A 24,278-nucleotide genomic window follows, 5' to 3' on the forward strand; every position below is an offset into this window, starting at 1 on the left:
TTTATCATGACAGCATCTGTTTTTGCGCTGGAAACGCGCCTGGATCTCTTTGTGGTTGCAGACAAAGATTCCAGGTCTGCCAACAAGTTCAAGATCGAAAGGATCGTATCCTACGACAACGGGAACTCATGGGTGAACAACTGGATCCCCAATGAGATCGGCGTTTTCCTTTCATCGCCCGCAGCCTGCATTTCCGGGGACAGCCTGGATACATTCCTGGTAGGCAGGGGCCTGGACAACAAGTTCTGGTTCACCCGCCTGCAAGAATATTATGAATTCAGGAACGTAGGGTTTTCGCCTATCGGGCAGGGCGTATTCAGCGGCAAGCCTGCCATCTGTTCCTTCGGCAATTCCGTCTCCGGCTGGCGGCAGGGCACCCCGCACACAGTAGACACCAGTTATGCCGGCGTAGGTGTGATGGTGTTCGGCAAGGGGAACGATGACAGGATATGGTGGGCTTATTCCACCAATGGCGGAACTACCTGGGATATGGCATGGGACGCTATCGGGGCAGGGACCTTTGTTTCCTCTCCTGCCGCCGCCTGTTCCGCAGACGGCCGGCTGGTGACCGTATTCGGGCAGGGCACAGACAGCAGGATGTGGTGGGCCTATTCTACCAGCGGAGGCGCTTCCTGGGACATGGCGTGGGCACCCATTGGCGAAGGCGTATTCACTTCCGCGCCTGCTGCGGTCTGCTCAGCTGACGGAAAACGGATCTATGTATTCGGCAAGGGGCAGGACAACAAGTACTGGTGGGCATATTCCACTAATGGCGTGCAGCAGTGGGACATGGCGTGGGCACCCATCGGGGAAGGCGTATTTACATCCATGCCTTCTGCCAGCTGCTCCTGGGACGGACGGATCATCCATGTATTCGGCAAGGGGCTGGACAACAGGATATGGCATGCCAGGTCGAACGACTTCGGCGCCCACTGGGATATTGCCTGGGCTAAGGTCCATTCAAAAAAATTCCTGGACATCCACCAATAACCATCAATCCTCCATTATGGCAAACATTGCACTGATCCAGCTGGCGCTCGATAATAAAGCCAAAAGCATCCGCGCCAAATACGGTCTCCCGAATATCGCCGGCGTTATCGTACGTGATAACGGCAACACCATCATGCACACCGTGCAGGGAATAAGAGACGCCAGCAAGAACGCTGCCGCTGCCGGCAACCAGGCTACCAAAGCCGACTATTTCAATGTAGGCTCTATATCAAAGCCCATCACCGGTTTCCTGATCGCATGCCTCATAAAAAAAGGAGGCGTACTGACTTGGGGGACCCGGATCCGGGACGTTTTTCCTGAGTTCACATCAAAGACTTTCCGCGACCGGTGCGGCATGAACGACTCCTTCCTCGACACAACCGTCTACGAGCTGCTGGGGCATACTTCAGGCATGAACGGGTCTTATTACCATATCGCGAATAACGACGAAGCCAGGGATGATGATACGGATCCCTTCCGGTATATCCAGGACCAGGGTATGTTTAACAAAGGGAACGACCGGTATGGGGAATGGAGAAGTTACCCGGCCCTGATGTACCTCCGCTACCTGTTCACTGTGCTGAGCCTGAAAAAGAAAAAATACAAGTTCAACAGCAGTACAAACCTGGGCTACCAGAGCAAGGCAAAAGCGGGCTATGGCGCTACCGCCACCATTTGCGCGGCTATGGCCGAAAGAAAAACGGGCAAGCCCTGGGAACAGATCATGAAAGAACTGAAGGCCTCGCCGCTGGGCGGCAGGCTGCACATGATCAACGGGAGCCTGCCAAATGGTATGCAATTGCACACCTACGATGCAGCAAGCGGTTTGTTTATACCGCTTCCGGATTACAACGATATAGCGCCCTATGACAGCAAATTCGTTGTAGGAGGCATACAATGCACGGTGGATGGGATGGCGCAATTCATCCGGTATAATTTGCGGGCAGTAGACTCATCGGCGGTCTTTGATATTGAGCAATACCAGCAGCCGGTCACCGTAGCCACAAGGGGCGGGCTTTTCCTGGGCGGAGAAGCTAAAAACGAACCACTCAACCATAACGGCGCCACCGGCGGCAGCCTGGCCTCCATGTACATTTACCATCACAGCGGCAGAGGCTTCGCTGCCATGATGAACTGCGGCGGAGGCCCCTCCGACGCGCCTTTCAGGTCTGCCATCGGGGAAATGATCCAGGCGATGCAGGAAATTCACCGGAACTGGGACACGATCTGAGATATTCTTCTTAACTTCTGTAGTGACATAATGCATCCAGCTGCTATCTAGCAAAAATATCATCCGGGCACTATTGCTAACCGCCTGTTGTGCACAAGCAAAGGCACAGGGGACGCATGTATTCTGGCGAAAAGATGTGAACCATCTGTACTACGACAGCAGCCGCTACATCAGCACCGTGATGGGCACCCGCAACGGGCTGCCTTCCTCGCAAATCCTCTGCCTGTACCAGCAGCAAGCCGGCCCCTTATGGATCGGCACCTCCATCGGGGTAAGCCGGTTCGACGGTTTTGATTTCGAGAACTTCCTTTCAGCAGGCAACCGGCAGACAGGCAAAGTACATGCGGTTAAGGAAGACCTGCACAACAACGTGATATGGGTGATGAGCGAATCAGGGCTTTGCTTTTATAAAGAAGGACAATTGTTCCCCGCCTTGCTTGAAAACGATCTTTCGGTGAATGACATGTGCTTTGACGGCAACGGCGGCGCATGGCTCGCCACGGCAGCGGGGCCTGCCTTTGTCGGCAAGGCTGCGCTGAACGACCTGGTTGCCCGGAAAAAGGCCGCATTGAAGATCCTTCCCGCATCTGCAAAAATGGTCAAAAAGATCGCACTGGATGCGGACAGTTCGATCTGGTTCAGCACCCGGCACGTGTTGTACCGTTATAACCGGCAAGGCCTGGTAAAAATATGGGAAACGGCGCTGGAAGGTGATGACATTACATCCATCGTATGCCACAACCGGGACACGGTCTTTTTTACCTCGGTGCGAAGCGGGCTCTTTGCGTACGAAAATGGCAGCCTGAAAAAAATACCTTTTCAAAAAACGATCTCCGCAAACCTTCAGCAGCAGGAAGACAGCATCTATTACCTGACCATGCACGGCGTTTACGGCTTTACCGCGTCCTCCCATCAAACGCGGTTCATCAGCGCCATACCGGAGGAATTGAACCTCTGGCTGTCGTGCCTGCTGGTAGATCGTGAACGTAACATATGGATCGGTATGCACGATTGCCTGATCTTCCAGCAGGAACGAAAGTTCTATGAATACAAAAATGCCGATGCTGCCGCCGGCATCGAGCTGTTCAGCCTGTACCGGCGGAAGGACGGTGGATTGCTGATGGGCGCCAACCGTGGAAGGGTCTTTGAAAAACGCAAAAATGACGTATTGAATTACCTGGGCCCCCAAACATCTGTCGCGGAACGCGCTGAAGTAAGGGCCATGCTGGAAGACAGCCGGGGCTGGATGTGGTATGCCACCGGGTTTGAAGGCATCAGGCTGATGCGCGGAAACGGCCACATAGAAAACATTACGGAAAAAGACGGACTGGGCACCAACTCAAATTCTTTCCTGCTTGAAGATGCGAATGGCAACATATGGACCGGCGGAGACGGCGCCGTTACAAAGATCAGGATCGGCCGGCCCGGCGAAAAATTGTCTTTCAAAACATTCAGCAGATCATACGCAGGCGATAATTTCAATACGTTCCTGAACGCGGTAGAAGGTCCGGACGGCGCCATATGGCTCGGTGGTGAAAAAGGATTGTTCGTGATACGGGGCGATACATTACGGGAATACGGTCTTTCCGGCCACACGCCGCATCCGCTGAACATCTCGGACATCAGGAAAGGAAGCGGGAATGACGCGTGGATCACCACCCAGGGCGACGGCATATGGCAGTTCAACCTGGATGATAACGGAACGCTGAGCCTTAAAAGGATTTTCACCGAAAAGGACGGCCTGCATAGCAATATCTATCTCAATCTCGTGGCGGGTCATGACGGGAATATCTGGGCAGCCAGCTACTCCGGCATTACCAGGATCAAATTCATAAAGGACAACGAGCCCTTCATCGCTAATTACGGCCAGCCGAACGGGTATTTCAGCAAGGGCTATCAGGCTATTAAACTGTTGCAGGCAAGCAGAGATACGATATGGGTGGCCACCTCCACAGGTTTGCTCTGTTTTAATCCCGCAGATTTCCCGGACGCCTATGCAACGCCGGGTATCGTATTGCGGAACGTGCGGTTGCCGGGCGGTTCAAACAAACCAAACGATCAGCCGCTGGTATTGCCTTACGATCAAAAGTCCATTGCGTTCGAGTTTTCAGGTATATACTTTTCTCATCCCGAGGCGTTGAAATATGCATACCGTCTGTCAGGAACGGAAAACGGATGGACGGACATCGGGAATAAACGGAGCATTAGCTTTGAAAACCTTTCGCCCGGTACCTACCGGCTGGAGATAAGGTCTTACCTCGGAAGCCATGCTGCTAGCGCCCCCCTGGCATATTCTTTCACCATCCGGCCTCCGTTCTGGAAAACCTGGTGGTTCATCCTGTATTGCCTCGCGGCAGTTGCATTCATCCTTATTTTCTGGATGAAGAAGCGGGAAGCAGCCATCAGGAAAAAGGCCGCGGAGAAGGCGCTCGTCCAGCAGCAGCTGATAGAGCTGGAGATCAAAGCGCAGCGCGCCCAGATGAACCCGCATTTTATATTTAACAGTCTCAATGCCATCAGTTCCCTTATTGCCAGCCGCCAGAACGAAAAAGGCCTGCAGTATCTGTCCAGGTTCTCCAAGCTGCTGAGAATGGTAGTGGATGAAAACGAGACCAGCTTCATCAGCCTGAAGGATGAGCTGGAGCTGCTCCGTTTGTACCTTCAGCTGGAGGCACTGCGTTTTGTGGATTCTTTCACCTATAATATTCAGGCGGACAGCATGCTTAACACAGACCAGGTGATGCTGCCTTCTTTCCTGATCCATCCGCTCGTGGAGAACGCCGTATGGCACGGTTTGCTGCACAAGGAAGGCGAAAGGAAACTATTGATCGAGTTCAGGCGGGATTCATCGCGGCAACTGCTTTGCATCGTGCAGGACAACGGCATCGGCATCACAGCGGCAAAGAAAATAAAAGCCGAAAGGCTGAACGGGGCTTCACGGAAAGAAAAAGGGCTTCAGCTGATCCGAGAGCGGCTGCTAGCTTTACAGGAAAAGACCATGCTGCATGCTACGATGCACATCGAAGAATTGAAAGGAACAGATCCTGAAGTGCGGGGAACAAAAGTCACCCTTGAATTACCGATCATTTATGAAACCTGAAATAAAGGCATTGATCATAGACGACGAAGCGATGGCCTGTGATATGCTGGCTTACCTGATCCGGCGTCACGTACCCGCGATCACGGAAGTGAAAAAATGCACCAGCGCCAAAGAAGGCATACAGCTCATTGCAGCCTGGCAGCCGGACCTGCTTTTCCTGGATGTGCAGATGCCTTTTATGGACGGGTTTGACCTGCTGAACGTTGCCGGGCAGCATTCTTTCAGCGTTATCTTCACAACCGCTTACAACAAATATGCCATCAGGGCCATCCGCCACAGTGCGCTGGATTACCTGCTGAAGCCGGTGGACGTGGAAGAGGTAAAGCAGGCGGTGGAACGGTTCCTCAGGAACAGGCAAAAAGAAGGCAGGATCGCGGAACGGTATCAAAACGCGGTGCAGCAGCTGCATGGCGAAAAGCAGCCCCCTAAACTGACGCTGCTCACGCCGGCGGGTATCAGGCTGGTAAAGCCCGAAGACATTATTTATTGCACCGGCATAAACAATTATACCCAATTTTACCTGCGGGATGAAACGGTGATCACCGTTTCCAAAACGCTCAAAGAATTTGAAGGGCTGCTTGGAGAGTATGGTTTTATGCGCATTCACAAATCCTTTCTCGTCAATCTCGACTGCGTTATGGGAACGGAGGGCAGCGAATCCCTGGTCATGATCAATGGAAGCAGGTTGAATATTGCGCGCCGCAGGCATAGAGAGGTGATGAAAGCGCTGAAGGATAGAGGGTGACCAGGAACAAAAAGCCCCTGGGTAACAGGGGTTTTAAAATCGTAAAGCGGAGCTGGCGGAACGCCATCAACTTAACCAAAGCTTCTTTTGGTATTGACATTTCCGTTACTGTCAAGAACCTTCACTGATTCTCCCCTGCTATTACAGGTGTTACTTTTCGTTCAAAATCAAACCACAACGTCCGCTCCTGGACATCCGACCTGTTATAAAACATCCTCCTGTACAAAGGACTTTCCCCCGGACCAACTCCAAGGCCATACCCGCTGTTTTTCTTCAGCAATTTAACAAGCCTGTCGATAAATAATTTCACCTTTATGTCCGGTGTTTTTGATATTATCCTCAGGCTGAGCATTTCCAGTTCAACCTTATTATATCGGCCGCCGAGCCCTTCTACAGCATGCACACAGAATTGATCGTCATAAAAGTTTTCAAACCTGCTTTCATCAAAAATTTCCGACGATATAAAGAACGACCGGTAGTGATCACCGATATTTTCTAATAGCTCCGCCTCTGTCCCTATTTTGATGATTTCCCATTGACTCCCGGTTCGTTTTTCCAGATAGAAATACATTTCCATCTCGGTCAACAAGTCCGAAATTTCAGTGTAAAATGAAATGATGCTTGTAAATATGTTTGTGAGATTAGCCATAGTTGTTTTTTGAAAAGTTCCGCACAAGTTTTTATTCGCCGGTACTTAGTTTTTTTTTCCTGATCTGAAATATCTTCTTATCACTGTTTGCAAACAGGGAATACTGCAGCTGATGGTTAGTGTAATACATATAGCCGTCTATATTTTCTACCGGTTGGGCCCGGTTCCTGGAAAATGTGCCAACCCTCTTACCATCGATTTCTATAGCTGAGCTGGGCCACTCTTCATCCAGATACATGAATTCCTTTATTTTTATGGTATCCTCTTTAAATACGACATCGCTAACGAGATACCCGGGATAGAGCTCCTTGGTAAAGCCCGGCGCATTACCTCCGCCGCCCGAGAAGCGGACTTTCTCTTTCTTTCCCCTGTGAAAGTAACGGTATCTCAAAGCAGATGACGGAATGATTTCCCCATTATGTGCAGAACGCTCATCTATCCGCTTGAAGAGATTATTCCATATGAGTTGCTGCGTGTAAGACCAGGGAAATTGTCTGCTGATATCAAGGGTAGTATAAAACTGAAAGCAATCATCACCGGTGAAGTAAGTCAGTACAGCGTAGACAGTGCTCGCCTGCGTGGTTTGTATCTTGCCCCCGGAAGTTTTTTCGGGGGAAGGGGTCTTGAACCGGTAATCTACATAGACGGGGCCGGCTAAACTTTTGATATCGGCAAGCTTGCTTTTCTGCCTGCCGGTATCCCAGTCAAAGCCGGCATTTTCAGCTGGTATTCTGATGGGGGCCTTGTTCCCGTTAAAACTCCATTTATAATATTCGCTCATCTCTTTATCGATGATAAACCCTTTTACAAATGCCAGGTCGCCCGTCCTGCGACTGATCCTCAGCGAATCGATGACGTCTCCGCCAGGAGCGATTTTATAAAACGTGTTTTCGCTCTTCCCGTGAACAGTGCAGATGATCACATTGTTCGCTTCGGTCAGAAAGGACTGGATGTTCTCTTCACTTTCAAATAATAGTTGCAGTTGAGCGGTTCCGCTTTCGATCGTTTTAACGCTGTCGATAGACTGGTATTCTGCGTATGCTTCGGGAAGCCCGTCATGGTTCCCATTTTTATAAGTCTTTGAAAACAGCAGGTATAAAGCCGCTGCGGCAACAATGACCAGAATTATTAAATAAAGGGCCTTCATGTAAAAAAGTTAAAAAGAAAAAATATCGGACGCCGGCTACCAGGGAAGAACCGGACATCGCTGCCACAAAATAATATCATAATATTGTGATATAAAAATCGGTTTCCTATTTTTAGGTGCCTGCGCTTGCCGGTCTGCTTTGCCCCGGAACAATGCATAAATGCCCCGCCATTAAAGGGATAGATCCGTTGCATAGCGCATGAAAGGCCAAAAACAAGAAACCCGGAAACCATAAGCATCAGAATCGATAATTGTATGGAAGTTTTTAAGGATCTAAAATTAAAAGACGGTCGCATGGTTGGGTACCTTCACCTGCCGGACACCGTAAAAATTACCACCGAATTCGACCTGGAAGAGCACGACGATCCCGGTCAGCCGGATTTTGCCGGGCTGATCTCAAGTGCGGCTACCTGGGCAGGTGGTCTGAGCGCCAGTACTATTGCAGCGTTGAAAAAAGAAATCGCCAGGGAACTGACCGATGCTGCCTATGGGGGTTCGGATTATCAGCCTTCAGAGAGTGATTATACTGATCTTGAAACCTCACTGCTCATCGTGCGCCTGTGTTTTTATCCCGACGATGGGGTGGTAATGGTCTTTCAAGCTAAAAAAGAATATCCTGACATGGAGATCTATTGCCAGCTTGACGGTTCCTATCAGATGGAGGACATCAGCGTTGAAAAAATAAACTGATCTGAACTTTTTGGGCGCTGTTTGAATTGATGCGTCCTAAAATCCTTGATAACAATGATAAAATATCTTTTTACAATAAATGTAATAGTCGTCATTCTTTTAGCGCTGGATAGCTTCAGCCGGCAGGTGTCCGGGAATCCTCCTGTCGCACCCAAAACTATCGGCCCGATATCCGCCCCGGTAAAAGGACCTGCTTCAGGCGAGGCAGTTACTCTTCCGGTGCCGAAAGGATACACGGTCGTCGGACGTATTGGAGGCGATCTGAATGGGGACGGGATCCTGGACAGCGTTCTGCTGGTGAAAGCAACCGCAAAAGACAGATTGGAGACTAATGCAGATGGCAAACTGGTGGATAAGAACCGTCGCGGGCTGATCGTGTTTTTAAGAACGAACGGGCAGTTTAAGAAGGTGACAGAAAACCTGGACTGCTTTTCTTCTGAAAACGAAGATGGCGGGGTATATTTTGCCCCTGAACTTTCTGTTGAGATCGGCCGTAACAGGCTATATGTACATTACCGGCATGGCAGGTACGGGTACTGGAAATACACGTTCAGGCTCAGGGGATCAGACTTTGAGCTCATCGGCTACGATGCGAGCAACAATAACGGTCCGAGAACCGACCGGCAGGTAAGCATCAATTTCCTAACTAAAAGACGACTGGAGCGGACCAACACCAATGTTTCCGCAGAAGGGGGAGATGAGGTATTCAAGGACAAATGGACCGATATTTCTCTTGAAGGCCTGGCCAGGCTTTCGCAGATAGAAGATTTTGACAACCTTGGGGAAGGTGGCTGGTAGCCGGCGATACATCGGTTAACAAATAAATATTGCTCAGAGCCGGTGGGAAACGAAAAAGCCCCTGGATACCAGGGGCTTTAAAATCGTAAAGTGGAGCTGGCGGGAGTCGAACCCGCGTCCAAACATATCCTCCAAAAGCTTTCTACATGCTTATTTCCGCATTGGGTTGTCGGAACTCGGCAGGGACGGAACAAACCAACCTCGTTCGTATCCGTTTAGATTTTCATTACACACTCACAGAAACCATGTGTACCTATCCCGCTATGGTTTTGATTCAGCGGCAAGAGTCGTAGTGGGTCACAACTCAAGCGGCCATAATGGGTGCGCTAATTTAATTAGGCAGCCATGGCGTAGTTAGATTCGCCATTTGAAGTTTGGGTATTCAGATTTACGTGCTAATTATCCAACGCACGGCATGCTTACACTTTCAAAGACCTATGCTGTCAAAACCGGTCAGCCCCGGTTTATTTTGCTCCGCAAAGATACGGAATTTTCATCAGAATTTAGAAGTAATCCATCTCCATACGTCCAGGCCGTTCGCATACAGCAGTAAACCGAACAGTATCACCATGCCCACGATCTGCGCATATTCCATGAACTTCTCGCTGGGCTTGCGGCCGGTGATCATTTCATAGACCAGGAACAGCACGTGCCCGCCGTCCAGCGCGGGGATCGGTAAAATGTTCATGAACGCCAGGATGATGCTCAGCAACGCCGTCAGCGTCCAGAAGCTCTGCCAGTCCCAAACGGACGGGAACAGGCTGCCGATGGTCATAAAACCGCCCAGCGATTCGCTGGCCTTCACTTCAGGGGAAACGAATATCAGCCTTAACTGCTGTACATATTTCACCAGTGTGCTCAGTGCTTTTTTGAAGCCCGCGGGGATCGCTTCCCCGAAGCTGTAGCTCAGGTGTACAAATTCCAGCTGCTTGTCTGCAATATACGACGCACCAATGCCTTCCTTCGGCACTACAGGTTCAAACGTCAGCGTATCCGCGCCCCGCAGCACCCTGATCTTTACAGCTTTACCGGTATCCCTGCGGATCATCTTCGCCATATCCATAAAATAGGTCACGGCCGTGTCGTTCACGCTCAGCACCCGGTCTCCGTCCCTCAGCCCGGTCTTATAGCCAACTCCGTCCCTGGACAGGGTGTCCAGCACAGACAGCATCCTGGGTACGGCAATAGGCGCTTTTTTGTTGATCGTTTTGTTGACGAAGCCTTTCGGTATAACGATGCTGATCTCTTTCCCCTCGCGCTCAACCTGGATGGTTTTGGCTTCGTTGAGGATCACGTCTCCCGTGATCTCTTCGAACTTTTCCTTCTTTACGCTATCTATCGCGATGATATGATCGCCGTCGCGCAGACCGATGCTGCGGGCCAGCGAATCCGCATAGATGCCGTATTTGGCGTTGCGGATGGGCAGGTAATCGTCGCCCCAGTGCCAGAGTATCATGGTGTAGATCAGGAAGCCGAGGATAAGGTTCACCGTTACCCCCCCGATCATGATGATCAGGCGCTGCCAGGCCGGTTTGGAACGGAATTCCCATGGCTGGGGAGGTTTGTTCATCGCCTCCTTGTCCATGCTCTCGTCTATCATACCGGAGATCTTCACGTAACCGCCCAGGGGCAGCCAGCCAACGCCGTACTCCGTATCGCCTTTCTTGAATTTAAAAAGGGAAAACCAGGGATCGAAGAAAAGATAGAACTTCTCTACTTTGGTCTTAAACAACTTGGCCGGGATAAAATGCCCCATTTCATGCAGGACCACCAGGATCGACAGCGACAAAATCAACTGGCCTGCTTTGATTAATATTTCCGATGTTTCCATGTATTGCTTGGATGATATACTGATTTGCGAAGGTAATAAATCAGGTGAGACTGTGGATCAATTCTGCGGCATGTTCGCGGGCAGCGTTATCTGCCTGGTAATAATGCTGTAAAGTCGGCTTTTCCACGAAAGGTATCTTCACCAGGGTTTCCTCGATCACTTCCGTCATTTGCAGGAACCCGATCCTGTTCTTCAGGAAGGCCAGCACCACTTCTTCGTTGGCTGCATTCATGACGCAGGCTGCGTTTCCGCCCTTCTTCAACACTTCTGTTGCGATGGCAAGGTTACGGAAAGTTTTGGTATCCGGCTGCTCAAATGTAAGGGAGGGGTAATTCTTGAAAGAAAAACGCGGGAAATCGTTGGACAAACGGTCCGGGTACCCCAAGGCATACTGGATGGGCAGTTTCATGTCGGGCAGGCCCATCTGCGCTTTCAGGGAACCATCGGTAAACTGCACCATGGAATGGATGATGGACTGCGGGTGTATCACCACATCGATCTGCTCCGCTTCAAGGCCAAAGAGCCATTTGGCCTCGATCATCTCCAGCCCCTTATTCATCAGCGTGGCGGAATCTATGCTGATCTTGGCGCCCATGCTCCAGTTCGGATGCTGCAGGGCGTGGTCTTTTTTTACATTGATGAGAAAGTTCGTTTTTTTTCCCAGGAAAGGCCCGCCGGAGGCGGTCAGGATCACTTTATCCACCTTTGACATTGGCTCCCCGAGGAGGCACTGGAAAATAGCGGAATGCTCTGAATCCACGGGGATAATAGGCACATTCCTGCGCCGGGCGGTCGCCATCACGATGTCTCCCGCTACCACCAGGGTTTCTTTATTCGCCAGGGCAATGGGCGTACCCTGCTCCAGCGCGCTGAGCGTGGGGGCCAGGCCCGCAAAGCCGACAATGGCGGCCAACATCAGGTCTATGGAATCCCAGGCAGCCACTTCCACCATGGCAGCAGCGCCGGCAAATACTTTGATGCCTTTATCGAACAGTACGTCTTTTACTTCAGTATACTTCGATTCGTCCCCTATCACCACCGCGTTGGGCTTGAACAGCAGGGCCTGCTCTATGAGCAGCGCAGCGTTCTGCTGCGCGGTCAGCACCTCCACCTCAAATCTTTCAGGATGCGCTGCAATCACTTCCAGCGCCTGGCGGCCAATGGACCCGGTGGATCCGAAAATTCCTATACGTTTCTTACTCATGATCAAACAGGAATGTCTCCTGTGCTTAAATTTAAAGGTTTTTTCTATTATGCGTGCGGAAACCTGCTTCCCTGCGCAGCAGGAAGCCATGACCTTTGCGGGGTTGCATCAGCGCGCCTGCAGGTACTTTTCCATTTCTTCCGCGATCCTGCGGTCGTTGCTCAGGCGGGGCACCTTATTCTGGCCGCCCAGTTTGCCGATGGACTTCATATAGTCGATAAAGCCGTTCTTGCGCACGGGCCTTATCTTGAGAGGCTGTAATATATTACCGGTTAACAGATCGTCGTAATAAATGTTCTTTTTCCGCAGCACATGGTCCACTTCCAGGGCAAACCCCTCCAGGTTGCCCGGGATCTCCTCGAACTCCACGAACCATTCATGGTAGGGCAGTTCGCCATTCACCTGTATGCGCGGGGCCACGGTAAACTCCGTGATGCGGATATTGCCGGCGGCCGCAACCCCCATCAGGCTCTGCTCCACTTCCTCGCCGATCACATGCTCGCCAAAGGCGGAAATGAAATGTTTGGTACGCCCGGTCACCACTATGCGGTACGGGTTGGTGCTCACGAATTTCACGGTATCGCCTATGTTATAAGCCCACAGGCCCGCATTAGTGCTCACTACCAGGGCGTAATTCACGCCCACTTCCACGTCTTTGAGGGTAACGCGGGTCGGGTTTTCGGAGAAGATCTCTGTAGCAGGCACGAATTCAAAGAAAATGCCGGCATTGGTGTTCAGCAGCAGGCCTTCATGCAGCTGGCTGTCCTGGTAGGCGAAGAAGCCTTCCGACGCCGGAAAAGTCTCTATGGCAGCCACTTTCCGTCCAATGGAATCGAACAGTTTGGCCTTGTAGGGCTCAAAGTTCACCCCGCCATGCACCAGCAGGTTGAAGTTGGGGAACAGCTCCCCTACCGGCTTGCCGCTGCGGGCGATCAGCTGGTCGAAGTACATCTGCATCCATGGCGGAATACCGCTGATGAGGCGCATGTCCTGGCTGATGGTCTCGTCCACGATCTTGCCCAGCTTGGTTTCCCAGTCTTCGATACAGTTGGTCTCGTAGCTGGGCAGTTGATTCGTGCGCAGGTAGCGGGGTATCTGGTGGTTGGCGATGCCTGAAAGCCGCCCTGTGGGGATGCCTCCCACCCTTTCCAGTTCCGGCGAACCGGAAAGGAAAATGAGCTTGCCGTCGAACGCCGTGGCGTCGCCCAACTCGGTCACGTTGCAGAACACCGCGTTGCGGGAGGTGTTGAAGTGATGGTCCACCGATTCCTTGGTGATGGGAATATATTTCACTCCGCTGGTAGTGCCGGAGGTCTTGGCAAAGTAGATGGGCTGGCCTTTCCAGAGGATGTTATGTTTTCCTTCTTTTATTTTCTCGATATACGGCTTGAACTGCTCGTAATCGCGGATGGGCACTGCCTGTTTATAGTTTTCATAGCTGGTGATGCTTTCGAATTGATGGTCTTTCCCGAACTCTGTCTTTTTGCCTGTCTTCAGCAGATCCTGAAGGATCGACTCCTGATCTTCCACCGCCCTCAGCATTTCCTTCTTGACCTTTCCGGCAATGATGGAAGCAAATGGTTTGGCCAGCAGTGATTTAAACTTCATGCCCCGATATTTTAATGATCAACGTAAAAAACAAATGTATAAAAATTGTGTACAACTATGCGCGTTTTTAGGAAAGGCCACTGGCGGGCGTTGCAGGGCGAAAAACGGGCCCAGGGGGTAAAATACCGGTATCGGCGGGGTGCAAAACAATTGTTAAAAAAAACTAAAATTGTAAAAACTCCGTATCTTTGATATGTAAAAAGCTATTTTTCAATACAGTGCCCTGTTAGCGGGGTACGACTTCCTGTAAAAAAGTATTAAATTCTTTGTTGATTAAAAAACAAAGTAATACCTTTGCAGGAAATTATTTTTGGAATACTATGTTCGCAGTTGTAAAAATCGCAGGTCAGCAATTCAAGGTACAGAAAGATCAGGAGATCTTCGTACACCAATTGGCTGGTAATGTTGGAGATAAAGTAGAATTTGCAGAAGTTTTGCTGACCGACAACGACGGTAAAATTACCGTAGGTACTGATGTAAAATCAGTGATTAAAGCCGAGATCCTGAGCCACGTGCAAGGTGATAAGGTGATTGCTTTTAAAATGAAGCGCAGAAAAGGCTTCAGGAAGAAAGTAGGTCACCGTACCCATTTCACCAAGATCAAGATCAACGAAATTGCTTAAATTCATATTGACTAAAGTTATAAAGTAACAATACAATGGCACATAAAAAAGGTGAAGGTAGTGTTAAGAATGGCCGCGACTCGCAAAGCAAAAGGCTTGGCGTAAAGATCTTCGGCGGTCAGGTGGCAGTGGCAGGTAATATCATTATCCGCCAGAGAGGCACCGTATATCACGCAGGTTCTAACGTAGGTATTGGTAAAGATTTTACCATCTACGCTCTTACAGATGGTGTTGTGGAATTCAGAAAAGGTCGTGAGAACAGAACTTTCGTTTCCGTTAAATCATTTGACACCACTGCCCAGGCGGAAGCTTAAGGTAGTGTTTGCCATAAAGTTTTTTTAATACCCAATTTTAATTACTAACCCAAAATTCAAAAAACAATGGCAACAATTAAGAAAGCTGCTGCAAAAAAAGCTGCTCCTAAAAAGAAAGCTGCTGCTAAGAAAGCCGCTCCTAAAAAGAAAGCTGCTGCTAAGAAAGCTGCTCCTAAAAAAGCCGCTGCTAAGAAAGCCGCTCCTAAAAAGAAAGCTGCTGCTAAGAAAGCTGCTCCTAAAAAGAAAGCCGCTGCTAAGAAAGCTGCTCCTAAAAAGAAAGCCGCTGCCAAGAAAGCTGCTCCTAAAAAGAAAGCCGCTGCCAAGAAAGCTGCTCCTAAAAAAGCCGCTGCTAAGAAAGCTGCTCCTAAAAAGAAAGCGCCTGCTAAGAAAAAAGCAGCTCCTTCTGCTCCTGCAGCTCCGGCAATGTAGAATCGGATTTACAAACTGTAGCATAAAGAACCTCGATGCAAATCGAGGTTCTTTTTTTTTGCCTAACTTAGGGCCTCTATGGACAATTACATCATCTCCGATAACCTCTCCCTGCTGGCCAAACTGATGGATATCCACGGCGATAATCCCTTCAAAGCCAAATCGTTTGCCAACGCTGCCTTCCAGATAGAAAAACTCACCGTACCCCTGCAGGATACCCCGCGCGACGCCATCTTCCGCATCAAAGGCATCGGGGAATCCACCGGCAAATGCGTGATCGAAATGCTGGAAAGCGGGCACTTCCTCCTACTGGAAGACTACCTGCGTAAAACGCCTCCAGGCATCCTCGATATGATGCGCATCAAAGGCATCGGCCCGAAAAAAATCGCCACCATCTGGAAAGAGCTGGAGATCGAAACCCTCGGCGAACTGCTCTACGCCTGCAACGAAAACCGCCTCACCCTGCTCAAGGGATTCGGGCAAAAAACGCAGGAAAGCATCCGCCAAAGCATAGAATTTTTCCTGTCCAACCGCGAAAGGTTCCTGTATGCGGAAGTGGAAAGCTTTGCCACGGAACTGGACACACTCCTCTCCCGCCTGTTCAGCCCCGCCAAAGTAGCCGTCACCGGCGCCTTCAGGAGGCAGCAGCCGGTCATAGACGAACTGGAATTCGTGATCGGGATGGCGATAGACGAAGTGGCGGAGAAATTCAAGTCCCTCACGGAATTCAACCGGCTGGACAATACGAACGACGCCATCCTCCTTCAATACAAAGAGCATATCAAAATAAAGATCTACGGCGTGGAAGCGGAAAATTTCGCCACCAAGCTGTTCACCACCACCGGCACCGAAGCCTTCCTGGACGCGTTCTTCAGCCATGCCGGTGCGCACTCCGGCGGGCAGCAGGCCACCGAAGAGGATATCTTCAGCACCGCAAATCTTCCCTTCATACCGCCCGCCCTGCGGGAAACGGCCGCCATCGTACAGTCCGCCGCCAACGGCGCATTGCCTGCGCTCATACAGTCAACGGACATCAAAGGCATCATCCATTCCCACAGCCAGTGGAGCGACGGCGTAGCCAGCCTGGAAGATATGGCCAAAGCAGCCAGGGATCAGGGTTTTGAATACCTGGTGATCAGCGATCACTCCCGCTCCGCCTTCTATGCCAACGGCCTGCACGTGGAGCGCATCGTGGCGCAGCACGAGCAAATAGAGCAGCTGAACAAACAACTCACCCCCTTCCGCATTTTCAAAAGCATCGAAGCGGATATCCTCAACGACGGCAGCCTCGACTATCCCGACGAAGTGCTTAAAACCTTCGACCTGGTGATCGCTTCCGTGCACACCAACCTGAAAATGCCGGAAGAAAAAGCCATGGCCCGCCTGCTGAAAGCGATCTCCAATCCATACACCACTATCCTCGGCCATATGACCGGCCGGCTGCTGCTGAGCCGCAACGGGTATCCCGTGGATCATAAAGCGGTAGTGGATGCCTGCGTGGCGAATGACGTGGTGATAGAGCTGAACGCGCACCCGCGCCGGCTGGATATAGACTGGGAATGGATCCCTTATGCGCTCGAAAAAGGTGCGCTGCTTTCCATCGACCCGGATGCGCATGCCATTGAAGGGTATAAAGACATTCACTACGGCACGCTGGCCGCGCAAAAAGGCGGCCTCACCAAAGAAAAGAACCTGAGCAGCTTCAGCAGGGCCGAACTGGAGGCCTTCCTGGAAGCCCGTAAACTCAAAAAAGGATTATAATGTTCCTCCACGCACTGGCCATCGCCGTAGCTCCTGGTATTGCCATATCGCTGCTGATCTATATGCTCGACGGGCGGGACCGCGAGCCGGTGCGCCTGCTCGTACGCTGCTTTTTACTGGGCGTGCTGAGCGTGATATTCCCGCTTACCATACAAACGCTGGCTACCTCTTACGGCTGGAATGCCAATGTACCGGGACTGCTGAACAAGGCGATCTTTGCCTTCGGCGTGGTGGGGCTTAGCGAAGAGCTGGGGAAGTTCCTTGTGCTCCGTTATTACGCTTTCCGCAAACCTTCTTTCGATGAGCCTTTCGATGGTATCGTATATTCCGTGATGATCGGGATGGGGTTTGCCACGGCGGAGAACATCAGCTACGTGATGCAGTTCGGCATAGGTACCGGCTGGGTGCGGATGTTCATTTCGGTGCCTGCCCATGCGGCGTTTGCGATACTGATGGGATACTATGCCGGGCTGGCGAAATTCATCCCGCAGCACAGGGGCACGCTGCTGTTCACCGGGTTATTCTGGGCTGTGGCTTTCCACGGCGCTTTCGACTTTTTCCTCTTCATCGGCAGCAGCCTGTTCCTGGTGGGGGCCTCGCTGTTCTGTTTATTTATAGGCATACGGCTGTCCATCAAGGCGATCCGCCAGCACAGGGAGCTTTCTTCGAGATGGTACGACGATCAGCGGGAAGAGGAGGAATAATTGCGGGTGAGCCATAAATACAGGCCGTATCCGGCAAAGGGCAGAAAAAATACGAGCACAAGCCATTTCAGGTGGTAAGGGCGGCGGTTGTTGCCCTGTTTAAAAGTATGCTGCACCACAAACCGTACTACAATCCAGATGTGCAGCATAAACAGCAATGTGAGCCATATTTCCTGGTTGAACATGATCGTTAACACTTACTTTACTTAAATCTACAAATTTTAGGGGAAAAGCGGGCGAAGGGTCAGGGAGAAAAAAAGAGCCCGACTTGAAAATCAGGCCCATCCTCCAAATTAACTAGTAATGCAAAGTGGATAAAGATGTATATATCGGGATGATATTTTATCGATCGGATATTCGCACAAAGCCCTCACCTTCGGTTCCAAAGCTACAAAAAAAATATTATTATGTTAGGAATACTAATTTCCTGGAAGGTGATCCGGCTAATAGAAAAGCCCGGATTTATCCAGGCAGCAATGAGTTAGGTGAGAACAGGCTGAGTTTCAAAAGAAAGAGCCCGATAAGACAATCAGGCTCGTTTTTCTCCAATTTAGCTTAAGACAAAAATCCCTTATTCCCTAATAAATAGACTCTTTAAAATGCGTTCAGCGAGGAGACAAACAAAGTAAAAAAAGAGAGCCCGACACGACCATCAGGCTCGATTTTTTCTCCAATTTAGCTTAAGACAAATTCTTCAGCCAGGTTTGTCACCCTGCAAATATCTTATGGTGAAAAAGTAAGAATCAGTTTTGAAAGAACTTTGTTGTGGCACGATTGGCGTATCACATCGTTTAATCAAATCTATATGAAAAAAATGAACAAACAAATATTTCACGTTAGGATAACTAACAATTAACTAAATTTCTCATGCTTGTAAAATGGCGGAATTGAAAGAGAAGAAATTGCAGCGTGTATCCTATTACGGGAGTACGTACGTATAAAAACAAAATCCGGATTCAGGAACCCGGATAAATGTTTTTACAATATGTAATATATTATTTATTAAAGAAATCTGGGCGTAAGCGCTTTCCCTTTCACGAGGGAAAAACGATAGTTCAGCATCAGCTCATGGCTGCCGGACTGCATCCCTTTCAAATGAGTGGCGGATGCAAAATCGTAGGAATAACCGAAGGAGAAATTCTTCGTTGCCTGTATCTGCACCATCGCGCTGGCAGATTTTTCAGTTCTCCAGGTGGCGCCTGCCCAGAGAATGTCTTTCAGTATGAATGTCGCATTAACGTCCATTTGCACGCCCGCTCCCGCAACCTGGCGCAAAACCACCCCCGGCCTGAATTTAAGGATCTTGTTCACATTCGCCAGGTATGCCCCGTGCAGGTACATATGCCGTTTGAATTCCACTTTGTTCAGGGTGCCGCCGATGTCAAAATTATGGAACGAAGGCGCGGAAAAGCCAACAAAGAACTTTTCATTGTACAACACAAAACCAAATCCGATATCGGTTTTCCAGTAGCTCTGGTTTCCCGTAAAAACAGGATCGTCCGTACCCAGGTGCTCATTGTTCTCCTTGAACTGCTCCATCCCGCCCTTCAGGCCCATGGCCAGGTATAGCTTATCATCCAGCTTCACTTTCTGTGATATATTGAAGTAATAGCCGGTCTGGGAATAAATGGTGATCTCATCTTTTATCGCCATAAATCCAACGCTGGTGCTGGTGGCTTTGATAGGCGAATAAAAAGAGAACGTGGCGGTTTTTGGCGCGCCTTCCATGCCCACCCACTGGTTGCGGGCCACCACGGTCATACTGCTGAACTCGTCCATGGAAGGGTAACCGGGATTGATCACCATCCCGTTGTACAGGTACTGCGCGTACATGGGATGCTGCTGCGCTGCCGCCTCCCGGGCCATACAGCTGATGATGATGGCAACTACGAACAGCGTTCTGAGGCTCTTTTGCATAGTAATATTTTTAATTATTGGGCGGATTTTAATACGATATACCCGGTGTGCCGCGTCATGTTACCATTGGCGTCCCAGACGTGCAGCACGTAGAAGTACGAGCCGTCCGGCAGCAACTTGCCCGCGCCGCTGCCCTTGTTGGACTGGCCGTTGAAGTTGTTGGACTGGTTATGGTAATTGCTGGTGGAATAAATGGTCCCGCCCCAGCGGTTCACGATCACGATCTCGTTCCGGCTGTATTTTTCAATATTCTCAATGATCAGCACATCGTTCTTGCCATCCCCGTTCGGCGACAGTCCCTTCTGTACCCTGATCTCGAAATCAGGCACCTGGTCGTCGTTCAGGATGGAGCCAACGGCCGTGCGCACAGTACCCAGTGCCGGCGGTTGCTGGCCGGAGGCCACGGTGGCGGCTTTCAGCTTCACGGCAAAGTATTCGTCAGATTCATGTACGATATCCCCTGGCACGGGCACTTCAATTTCCGCTTCGGTGGCCAGGGCCGGGATGATGATCTGTTGGATATGATCCTGGAAGTCTTCCCCTGCCCTCGCGCGCTGCGGGTCTTTGTCTGCGCCCGCGCCTTCAAACGCATCGGCAAACTCGTATTCCAATACGATCGTTCTTGTGCTCTGGCGGCTCAGCGTTATTTTGAACGGCATGATCTCTACGCCTGTATTTCCTTCCTGCACTTTCGCTGTGTCTTTACTGAAACTGATCTCCAACGCATCGTTATCCGTTACGGCAGTGGCGGTATTGCTGCTGGAGCCTTTTCCGTATGCCTGCCCCGGGCCGCTATATGGCTGGATAGCCAGATTTACGAAGCCATTGTCGTCGTTGGTATCGTTGTCTGTGAGGTTGAGGGTGAAGCTTACCTCGGTTTGACCGGCCGGGATGGTGACAACCAGGTTTGCGCCTGTTCTTGGTACGGTGGTGGTCACGCTGCGGAGGCCGTCGTGCTGCAGGCTTACGGTTACGGGCATGTCGGCAGATGGCGCCTGCGATGCCCTGAGCGTTACTATGAGGCCTGCGCCTTCATTTGCCTGCGCGGCTGTAAATATTTCCACGGTGATCACGTCGTTGTCGTACAGGTTCATGCTGGCAGTATGCTGTGTGGTGCTCACCGGCCAGGTAATGGCAGGCAGCGAAGCGGTAGCGGCTGTGAGCTGGATATTCACGCTCTCTGTGCCTTCCAGCAGGTTGTCGTCTTTCGGCGCGATGCTGATCACGGCTTCTTTCGAACCTGCGGGAATGGTGACTGTGCCGGGCAGGGCGTTGTAATCCGTGTTTGCTGTTGCGGTGCCGCCTACTGTGTAGGTGACCGTTACCGGTACTGCGGCAGTGAGCTGTGTATTGGCGAAACGAACCCGTATGCTGCCGGCGGTGGAGGGCTCGGTGGCGTCAGCGATCTTTTCGACGAGAATGCTGCGGTCTGCGGTGGTTTCGTTGTCGGTAATATTTAATGCGGCTGATTTCACAGCGTCCAGTGTAGTGCTGACGGTGTTGCCGAAGTATACGAAGCTGCCGGAAGTCAGCAATATCTGCACGGTTTCAGTGCCTTCTACCACCTGGTCGTCTGTTACGGCCACCGGTACTGCAACAGAAGAGGCGCCTGCTTTGATCACGGCGGTGCCGGTGAGCGCAGCGAAGTCCTGGCCTGGAACAGCTGTTCCGCTGAGGGTATATCTCACGGTCACATCGTACGGCGCTGTGGCCGCGCCGGTCAGCCGGATGCTGAAAGCGCCATTGGTATTAGGCTCTGCGGCATCGGCGGTTTTTACGACGGTGATGTTCAATACCGGTGCAGGGTCGCCGGGAATGTTTACCTGTGCGGACGGCGTCACAGTAAAGCCGGTGGCGATGCCGGTGAGACGGAGAATTTCATTCGCTTCAATAATATTGTCCTGCACTGCGGTGAGACTGATCGTTACCTTCTGCTGGTCTTTTGCGATCACAGCAGCAGGTGCAACGGAGAAGTCTGCATTCGCCGCGTTGAATGCCGCGTCCGCAGCCAGGTTGATGGCGATGGGCAGCGCGGTGGTAATACCCGCGGGCAACGACAATACCACTTTGCTGGTACTGCCTTCGTGCAATGTTGTTGAGTCGATGGCAATGGAAATCTGCCTGTTGGCGGGATCCAGGCCGGTCAGGTCTGTTATCCGGATGTTGGCGCCGGAGAAAGTAAATCCTGCGGCTGCGCCGTCTACCCGTATAGTTTCTAGCGGTTCAATAATGCCGTCTTTCACCGCTGAGATGTCGAAGTCTGCGCTGCTGTTGGTCATGGCCGGTATGGTGATGCTCACCGGGATCTGCGTATGATCGGTATCCGCGGCAGTGGAAGCGGCGGCGGTCTTGGACATTGTTACGGTAATGGGCGTGCTTGAAACGATACCATCAGGGAGTTTCACGCTGAAGTCGCCGGTTGCATTCTCCGCGATGCTACTGCCATCGGGCACCAGGGAGATCACGGTATTGAGCGGGTCGAGGCCGGTGCCGTCTTCAATGGAAATGGTAATGCCATTCACACTAAACCCGGGGGCAGTGCCGCCCAGTTGCAGGGTTTCCGGCAGTTCCAGGATATTGTCCGCCGGCGCGGTGATGTTGAATGTAGCACTGTGCTGGCCGGCCGGGATGGTCACCGTGGCAGGCAGGGCAACGTGATCGGAATTGGCTGCGGTGGAAAGCGCATCTTTCATGATGTCTACCTGGATGTCCGCCGTGGCGGTCAATGCGCCGGGCAGGCTCACGGTGATGATGGCAGTTCCGCTTCCTTCGCGGATAGTAGCATGGCTGCTGGTGAAGGAAATGGCGCCGCCGAAGTTTGCATCCTGTACGTCCAGCAAAATGCTGCCGCTGAAGGTGTAACCGGTTAAGGATGCATTCAGTGCAAGCTTTTCTGTGGGTTCTATAACGGCGTCTGTGTTGATATTCAGCGTAAGGGAGCCCGAAGAGCTGCCCGCAGGAATAGTTACCGCAGCTGGTATGCCTCCTGCAATATCTGCCGCATTCACGGCGGGTGTTGCGGCGCCTTGTGTTAACTGGATCACGATGTCGCTGGCCGCAGTTACGCCTGTTGGTAACGCGAACGTATACACGGCCTGGTTACCTTCGGTAACTGTAGACGGACCGGTAATAGTGATGGCTTTGAGGGATACATCGGTAATGGTCACGTCCGACGAGGCTGTGGATGCATGACCGAGTATGGTTGCGTTGGCGGTCAGTTCCAGCAGTTCTGCGGTTTCGATCACATTGTCCGTTGTGGCGGTCACGTCAAATTCGATTTCCGTTGCGCCGGCCGGGATGGTAACGGATGCGGGGAAACTTACTTCAGTGGCGCCGAGTGCGGCGGATGAACCGCTGCCTTTGCTGAGCGCTACGGTTACAGCCTGGGTGGCCGTGATGCCTGCCGGCAGGCTTGCTTTCAGTTTTATGGTGCCGCCTTCTGCTACAGTAGCGGTGGCGGGCGTTAAGGCAATGTCTGCCGGGCCGGTGCCGTCAGTAAGGGTGACGGTGGTACCTGTTACAGTGATGCCTTGTGTATTTATGCCGTCGACCACGATGGTTTCACCGGTTTCCAGTAACTGGTCGGCATTGGTAGAAAGCGTGAAGCTGCCGGTTGCCTGGCCTGCGTTAATGGTGATGGTGCCCAATGCACCGTGCTCGCTGTTTCCGGCAGTGGAGCCGGGGTTTTTGCTCAGGGTCACGGTGAGGTTGTTCACAGAAGTGATTCCTCCGTTCAGCGTGGCGGTGATCACGGTGCTGGTGCCTTCAGCTACTGTTGCCGGTGCGGCGGATAAAGTGATGCTGGCGCCTGCGAGGTCCTGGTCGGTGATATCGAAGCTGACCGGCTGGTTGAAAGTGAAGCCGGTGGCAGCCGGTGTCAGGATCAGCTTTTCCAGCGCTTCGAGCAGGTCGTCATCTTCCGGTTTAAGATCAACGTCCACGAATGCATTGCCAGCTGGAATGACTACCGCGGGCAGACTTTGAATATCCGCCAATACAGCGGTTGAAGCCGCATCGCGGGTGAGCGTGATGGTGATCGCCGAAGTGGATGTTACACCCGTGGGCAGGCTGAAGCGGTAAGTGCCGGTAGCACCTTCGGCAATGGTAGCCGGGCCGGTAACAGTGATCGTTTTGTTGGATACATCTGTGATCGTGATATCCGCTGCATCTGTGGAAGTATAACCAAATACAGTAGCGCTGGATGCCAATTTCAGCAGTTCAGACGGTTCTATCAGGTTATCAGTTCCCGCTGTCACATCGAATTCAGTTCCTTCTGCACCTACCGGAATGGTCACAGTCGTTGGGAAGGTTACATCCGCTACATCAAGCGTAGCAGAAGAGCCCGCGGCTTTGCTCAGGGTGATAGTGATCGCCTGGCTGCTGGTGATGCCTGAAGGCAGGCTCGCTTTTATTTTTATTAAACCACCTTCTGCTACTGTGCCGGTAACGGGTGTAAGGATAATTGTTTTATTCGCATTTGTGCCGGTAGCATCGGTAATGGTAACCGTGGTTCCTGTTACTACAATGCCCTGGGCGT

Annotated in this window: 19 protein-coding genes and 1 other RNA gene; 11 read left to right on the forward strand and 9 right to left on the reverse strand. The window is 51.4% G+C overall.

What is annotated here, in order from left to right; all coding sequences use genetic code 11:
- Positions 1-6: 6 nt before the first annotated feature.
- From ACTJIK_RS25610 to ACTJIK_RS25625, 4 genes are all read left to right on the forward strand, one after another.
- Complete coding sequence (locus tag ACTJIK_RS25610; protein ID WP_440650452.1) at positions 7-990, forward strand: hypothetical protein; 984 nt, start codon at positions 7-9, stop codon at positions 988-990.
- A gap of 16 nt (positions 991-1,006) precedes the next feature.
- Positions 1,007-2,221 (forward strand): serine hydrolase domain-containing protein, encoded by a 1,215-nt coding sequence (locus ACTJIK_RS25615; protein ID WP_440650453.1) that lies wholly within the window; start codon positions 1,007-1,009, stop codon positions 2,219-2,221.
- Positions 2,222-2,357: 136 nt separating this feature from the next.
- Complete coding sequence (locus ACTJIK_RS25620) at positions 2,358-5,321, forward strand: histidine kinase (protein ID WP_440650454.1); 2,964 nt, start codon at positions 2,358-2,360, stop codon at positions 5,319-5,321.
- Positions 5,311-6,066 (forward strand): LytR/AlgR family response regulator transcription factor, encoded by a 756-nt coding sequence (locus tag ACTJIK_RS25625; protein WP_440650455.1) that lies wholly within the window; start codon positions 5,311-5,313, stop codon positions 6,064-6,066. The genes ACTJIK_RS25620 and ACTJIK_RS25625 overlap by 11 nt, the downstream gene beginning before the upstream one ends.
- 121 nt (positions 6,067-6,187) lie before the next feature.
- Here ACTJIK_RS25625 and ACTJIK_RS25630 read toward each other — a convergent pair whose 3' ends face one another.
- Positions 6,188-6,715, reverse strand: coding sequence for a hypothetical protein (locus ACTJIK_RS25630; protein WP_440650456.1), 528 nt, complete (start codon positions 6,713-6,715; stop codon positions 6,188-6,190).
- Positions 6,716-6,746: 31 nt separating this feature from the next.
- Positions 6,747-7,862, reverse strand: coding sequence for a hypothetical protein (locus ACTJIK_RS25635; RefSeq protein WP_440650457.1), 1,116 nt, complete (start codon positions 7,860-7,862; stop codon positions 6,747-6,749).
- 255 nt (positions 7,863-8,117) lie between these two features.
- On the opposite strand from ACTJIK_RS25635, the gene ACTJIK_RS25640 reads away from it, so the two are divergent.
- Together ACTJIK_RS25640 and ACTJIK_RS25645 are read left to right on the forward strand one after the other, a co-directional pair.
- On the forward strand, positions 8,118-8,552 hold the full coding sequence (locus tag ACTJIK_RS25640) for a hypothetical protein (RefSeq protein ID WP_440650458.1): 435 nt from the start codon (positions 8,118-8,120) through the stop codon (positions 8,550-8,552).
- A 54-nt stretch (positions 8,553-8,606) separates the two neighbouring features.
- Positions 8,607-9,350, forward strand: coding sequence for a hypothetical protein (locus tag ACTJIK_RS25645; protein ID WP_440650459.1), 744 nt, complete (start codon positions 8,607-8,609; stop codon positions 9,348-9,350).
- A gap of 88 nt (positions 9,351-9,438) precedes the next feature.
- Here ACTJIK_RS25645 and ssrA read toward each other — a convergent pair.
- From ssrA to ACTJIK_RS25665, 4 genes are all read right to left on the reverse strand, one after another.
- Positions 9,439-9,811, reverse strand: a transfer-messenger RNA (tmRNA) gene (ssrA, locus tag ACTJIK_RS25650).
- 35 nt (positions 9,812-9,846) lie between these two features.
- The gene (rseP, locus tag ACTJIK_RS25655) at positions 9,847-11,181 is read right to left on the reverse strand and encodes an RIP metalloprotease RseP (RefSeq protein ID WP_440650460.1); all 1,335 of its coding nucleotides are present in this window, start codon (positions 11,179-11,181) and stop codon (positions 9,847-9,849) included.
- Between the two features lie 40 nt (positions 11,182-11,221).
- Positions 11,222-12,385 carry a 1-deoxy-D-xylulose-5-phosphate reductoisomerase gene (locus ACTJIK_RS25660; RefSeq protein ID WP_440650461.1) on the reverse strand — a complete coding sequence of 388 codons (1,164 nt, stop codon included), beginning with the start codon at positions 12,383-12,385 and terminating at the stop codon, positions 11,222-11,224.
- A gap of 108 nt (positions 12,386-12,493) precedes the next feature.
- The gene (locus ACTJIK_RS25665) at positions 12,494-13,993 is read right to left on the reverse strand and encodes a GH3 auxin-responsive promoter family protein (protein ID WP_440650462.1); all 1,500 of its coding nucleotides are present in this window, start codon (positions 13,991-13,993) and stop codon (positions 12,494-12,496) included.
- 266 nt (positions 13,994-14,259) lie between these two features.
- On the opposite strand from ACTJIK_RS25665, the gene rplU reads away from it, so the two are divergent.
- From rplU to ACTJIK_RS25690, 5 genes are all read left to right on the forward strand, one after another.
- On the forward strand, positions 14,260-14,616 hold the full coding sequence (rplU, locus tag ACTJIK_RS25670; protein ID WP_440650463.1) for a 50S ribosomal protein L21: 357 nt from the start codon (positions 14,260-14,262) through the stop codon (positions 14,614-14,616).
- Between the two features lie 35 nt (positions 14,617-14,651).
- Positions 14,652-14,930, forward strand: coding sequence for a 50S ribosomal protein L27 (gene rpmA, locus ACTJIK_RS25675; RefSeq protein WP_120515559.1), 279 nt, complete (start codon positions 14,652-14,654; stop codon positions 14,928-14,930).
- A 66-nt stretch (positions 14,931-14,996) separates the two neighbouring features.
- Positions 14,997-15,359, forward strand: coding sequence for a hypothetical protein (locus ACTJIK_RS25680; RefSeq protein ID WP_440650464.1), 363 nt, complete (start codon positions 14,997-14,999; stop codon positions 15,357-15,359).
- A gap of 78 nt (positions 15,360-15,437) precedes the next feature.
- Positions 15,438-17,120: a helix-hairpin-helix domain-containing protein gene (locus ACTJIK_RS25685; protein WP_440650465.1), complete on the forward strand. Its 1,683-nt coding sequence runs from the start codon at positions 15,438-15,440 to the stop codon at positions 17,118-17,120.
- A complete protein-coding gene (locus ACTJIK_RS25690; protein ID WP_440650466.1) occupies positions 17,120-17,824 on the forward strand; it encodes a PrsW family intramembrane metalloprotease in 705 nt (234 codons plus the stop codon). Before ACTJIK_RS25685 ends, ACTJIK_RS25690 begins: the two co-directional genes overlap by 1 nt.
- On the opposite strand, the gene ACTJIK_RS25695 is transcribed toward ACTJIK_RS25690, so the two are convergent.
- The 3 genes from ACTJIK_RS25695 to ACTJIK_RS25705 form a co-directional block, all read right to left on the reverse strand.
- Positions 17,803-18,021, reverse strand: coding sequence for a hypothetical protein (locus ACTJIK_RS25695; protein ID WP_440650467.1), 219 nt, complete (start codon positions 18,019-18,021; stop codon positions 17,803-17,805). The genes ACTJIK_RS25690 and ACTJIK_RS25695 overlap by 22 nt on opposite strands.
- A gap of 805 nt (positions 18,022-18,826) precedes the next feature.
- A complete protein-coding gene (locus tag ACTJIK_RS25700) occupies positions 18,827-19,741 on the reverse strand; it encodes a PorP/SprF family type IX secretion system membrane protein (protein WP_440650468.1) in 915 nt (304 codons plus the stop codon).
- A gap of 14 nt (positions 19,742-19,755) precedes the next feature.
- A partial coding sequence (locus tag ACTJIK_RS25705) for a Calx-beta domain-containing protein (protein WP_440650469.1) occupies positions 19,756-24,278 on the reverse strand: 4,523 nt, incomplete at its 5' end.

It is taken from the genome of Chitinophaga sp. 22620 (assembly GCF_052044405.1).
GTDB lineage: Bacteria > Bacteroidota > Bacteroidia > Chitinophagales > Chitinophagaceae > Chitinophaga.

Bases quoted from the DNA above. Each gene is read 5' to 3' on its own strand.
- ACTJIK_RS25690 (WP_440650466.1), top strand. From the start codon at position 17,120: ATGTTCCTCCACGCACTGGCCATCGCCGTAGCTCCTGGTATTGCCATA.
- ACTJIK_RS25700 (WP_440650468.1), bottom strand. From the start codon at position 19,741: ATGCAAAAGAGCCTCAGAACGCTGTTCGTAGTTGCCATCATCATCAGC.
- ACTJIK_RS25630 (WP_440650456.1), bottom strand. From the start codon at position 6,715: ATGGCTAATCTCACAAACATATTTACAAGCATCATTTCATTTTACACT.
- ACTJIK_RS25640 (WP_440650458.1), top strand. From the start codon at position 8,118: ATGGAAGTTTTTAAGGATCTAAAATTAAAAGACGGTCGCATGGTTGGG.
- ACTJIK_RS25685 (WP_440650465.1), top strand. From the start codon at position 15,438: ATGGACAATTACATCATCTCCGATAACCTCTCCCTGCTGGCCAAACTG.
- ACTJIK_RS25615 (WP_440650453.1), top strand. From the start codon at position 1,007: ATGGCAAACATTGCACTGATCCAGCTGGCGCTCGATAATAAAGCCAAA.
- ACTJIK_RS25635 (WP_440650457.1), bottom strand. From the start codon at position 7,862: ATGAAGGCCCTTTATTTAATAATTCTGGTCATTGTTGCCGCAGCGGCT.
- rseP (WP_440650460.1), bottom strand. From the start codon at position 11,181: ATGGAAACATCGGAAATATTAATCAAAGCAGGCCAGTTGATTTTGTCG.
- ACTJIK_RS25660 (WP_440650461.1), bottom strand. From the start codon at position 12,385: ATGAGTAAGAAACGTATAGGAATTTTCGGATCCACCGGGTCCATTGGC.
- ACTJIK_RS25680 (WP_440650464.1), top strand. From the start codon at position 14,997: ATGGCAACAATTAAGAAAGCTGCTGCAAAAAAAGCTGCTCCTAAAAAG.
- ACTJIK_RS25625 (WP_440650455.1), top strand. From the start codon at position 5,311: ATGAAACCTGAAATAAAGGCATTGATCATAGACGACGAAGCGATGGCC.
- ACTJIK_RS25610 (WP_440650452.1), top strand. From the start codon at position 7: ATGACAGCATCTGTTTTTGCGCTGGAAACGCGCCTGGATCTCTTTGTG.
- ACTJIK_RS25665 (WP_440650462.1), bottom strand. From the start codon at position 13,993: ATGAAGTTTAAATCACTGCTGGCCAAACCATTTGCTTCCATCATTGCC.
- rpmA (WP_120515559.1), top strand. From the start codon at position 14,652: ATGGCACATAAAAAAGGTGAAGGTAGTGTTAAGAATGGCCGCGACTCG.
- ACTJIK_RS25645 (WP_440650459.1), top strand. From the start codon at position 8,607: ATGATAAAATATCTTTTTACAATAAATGTAATAGTCGTCATTCTTTTA.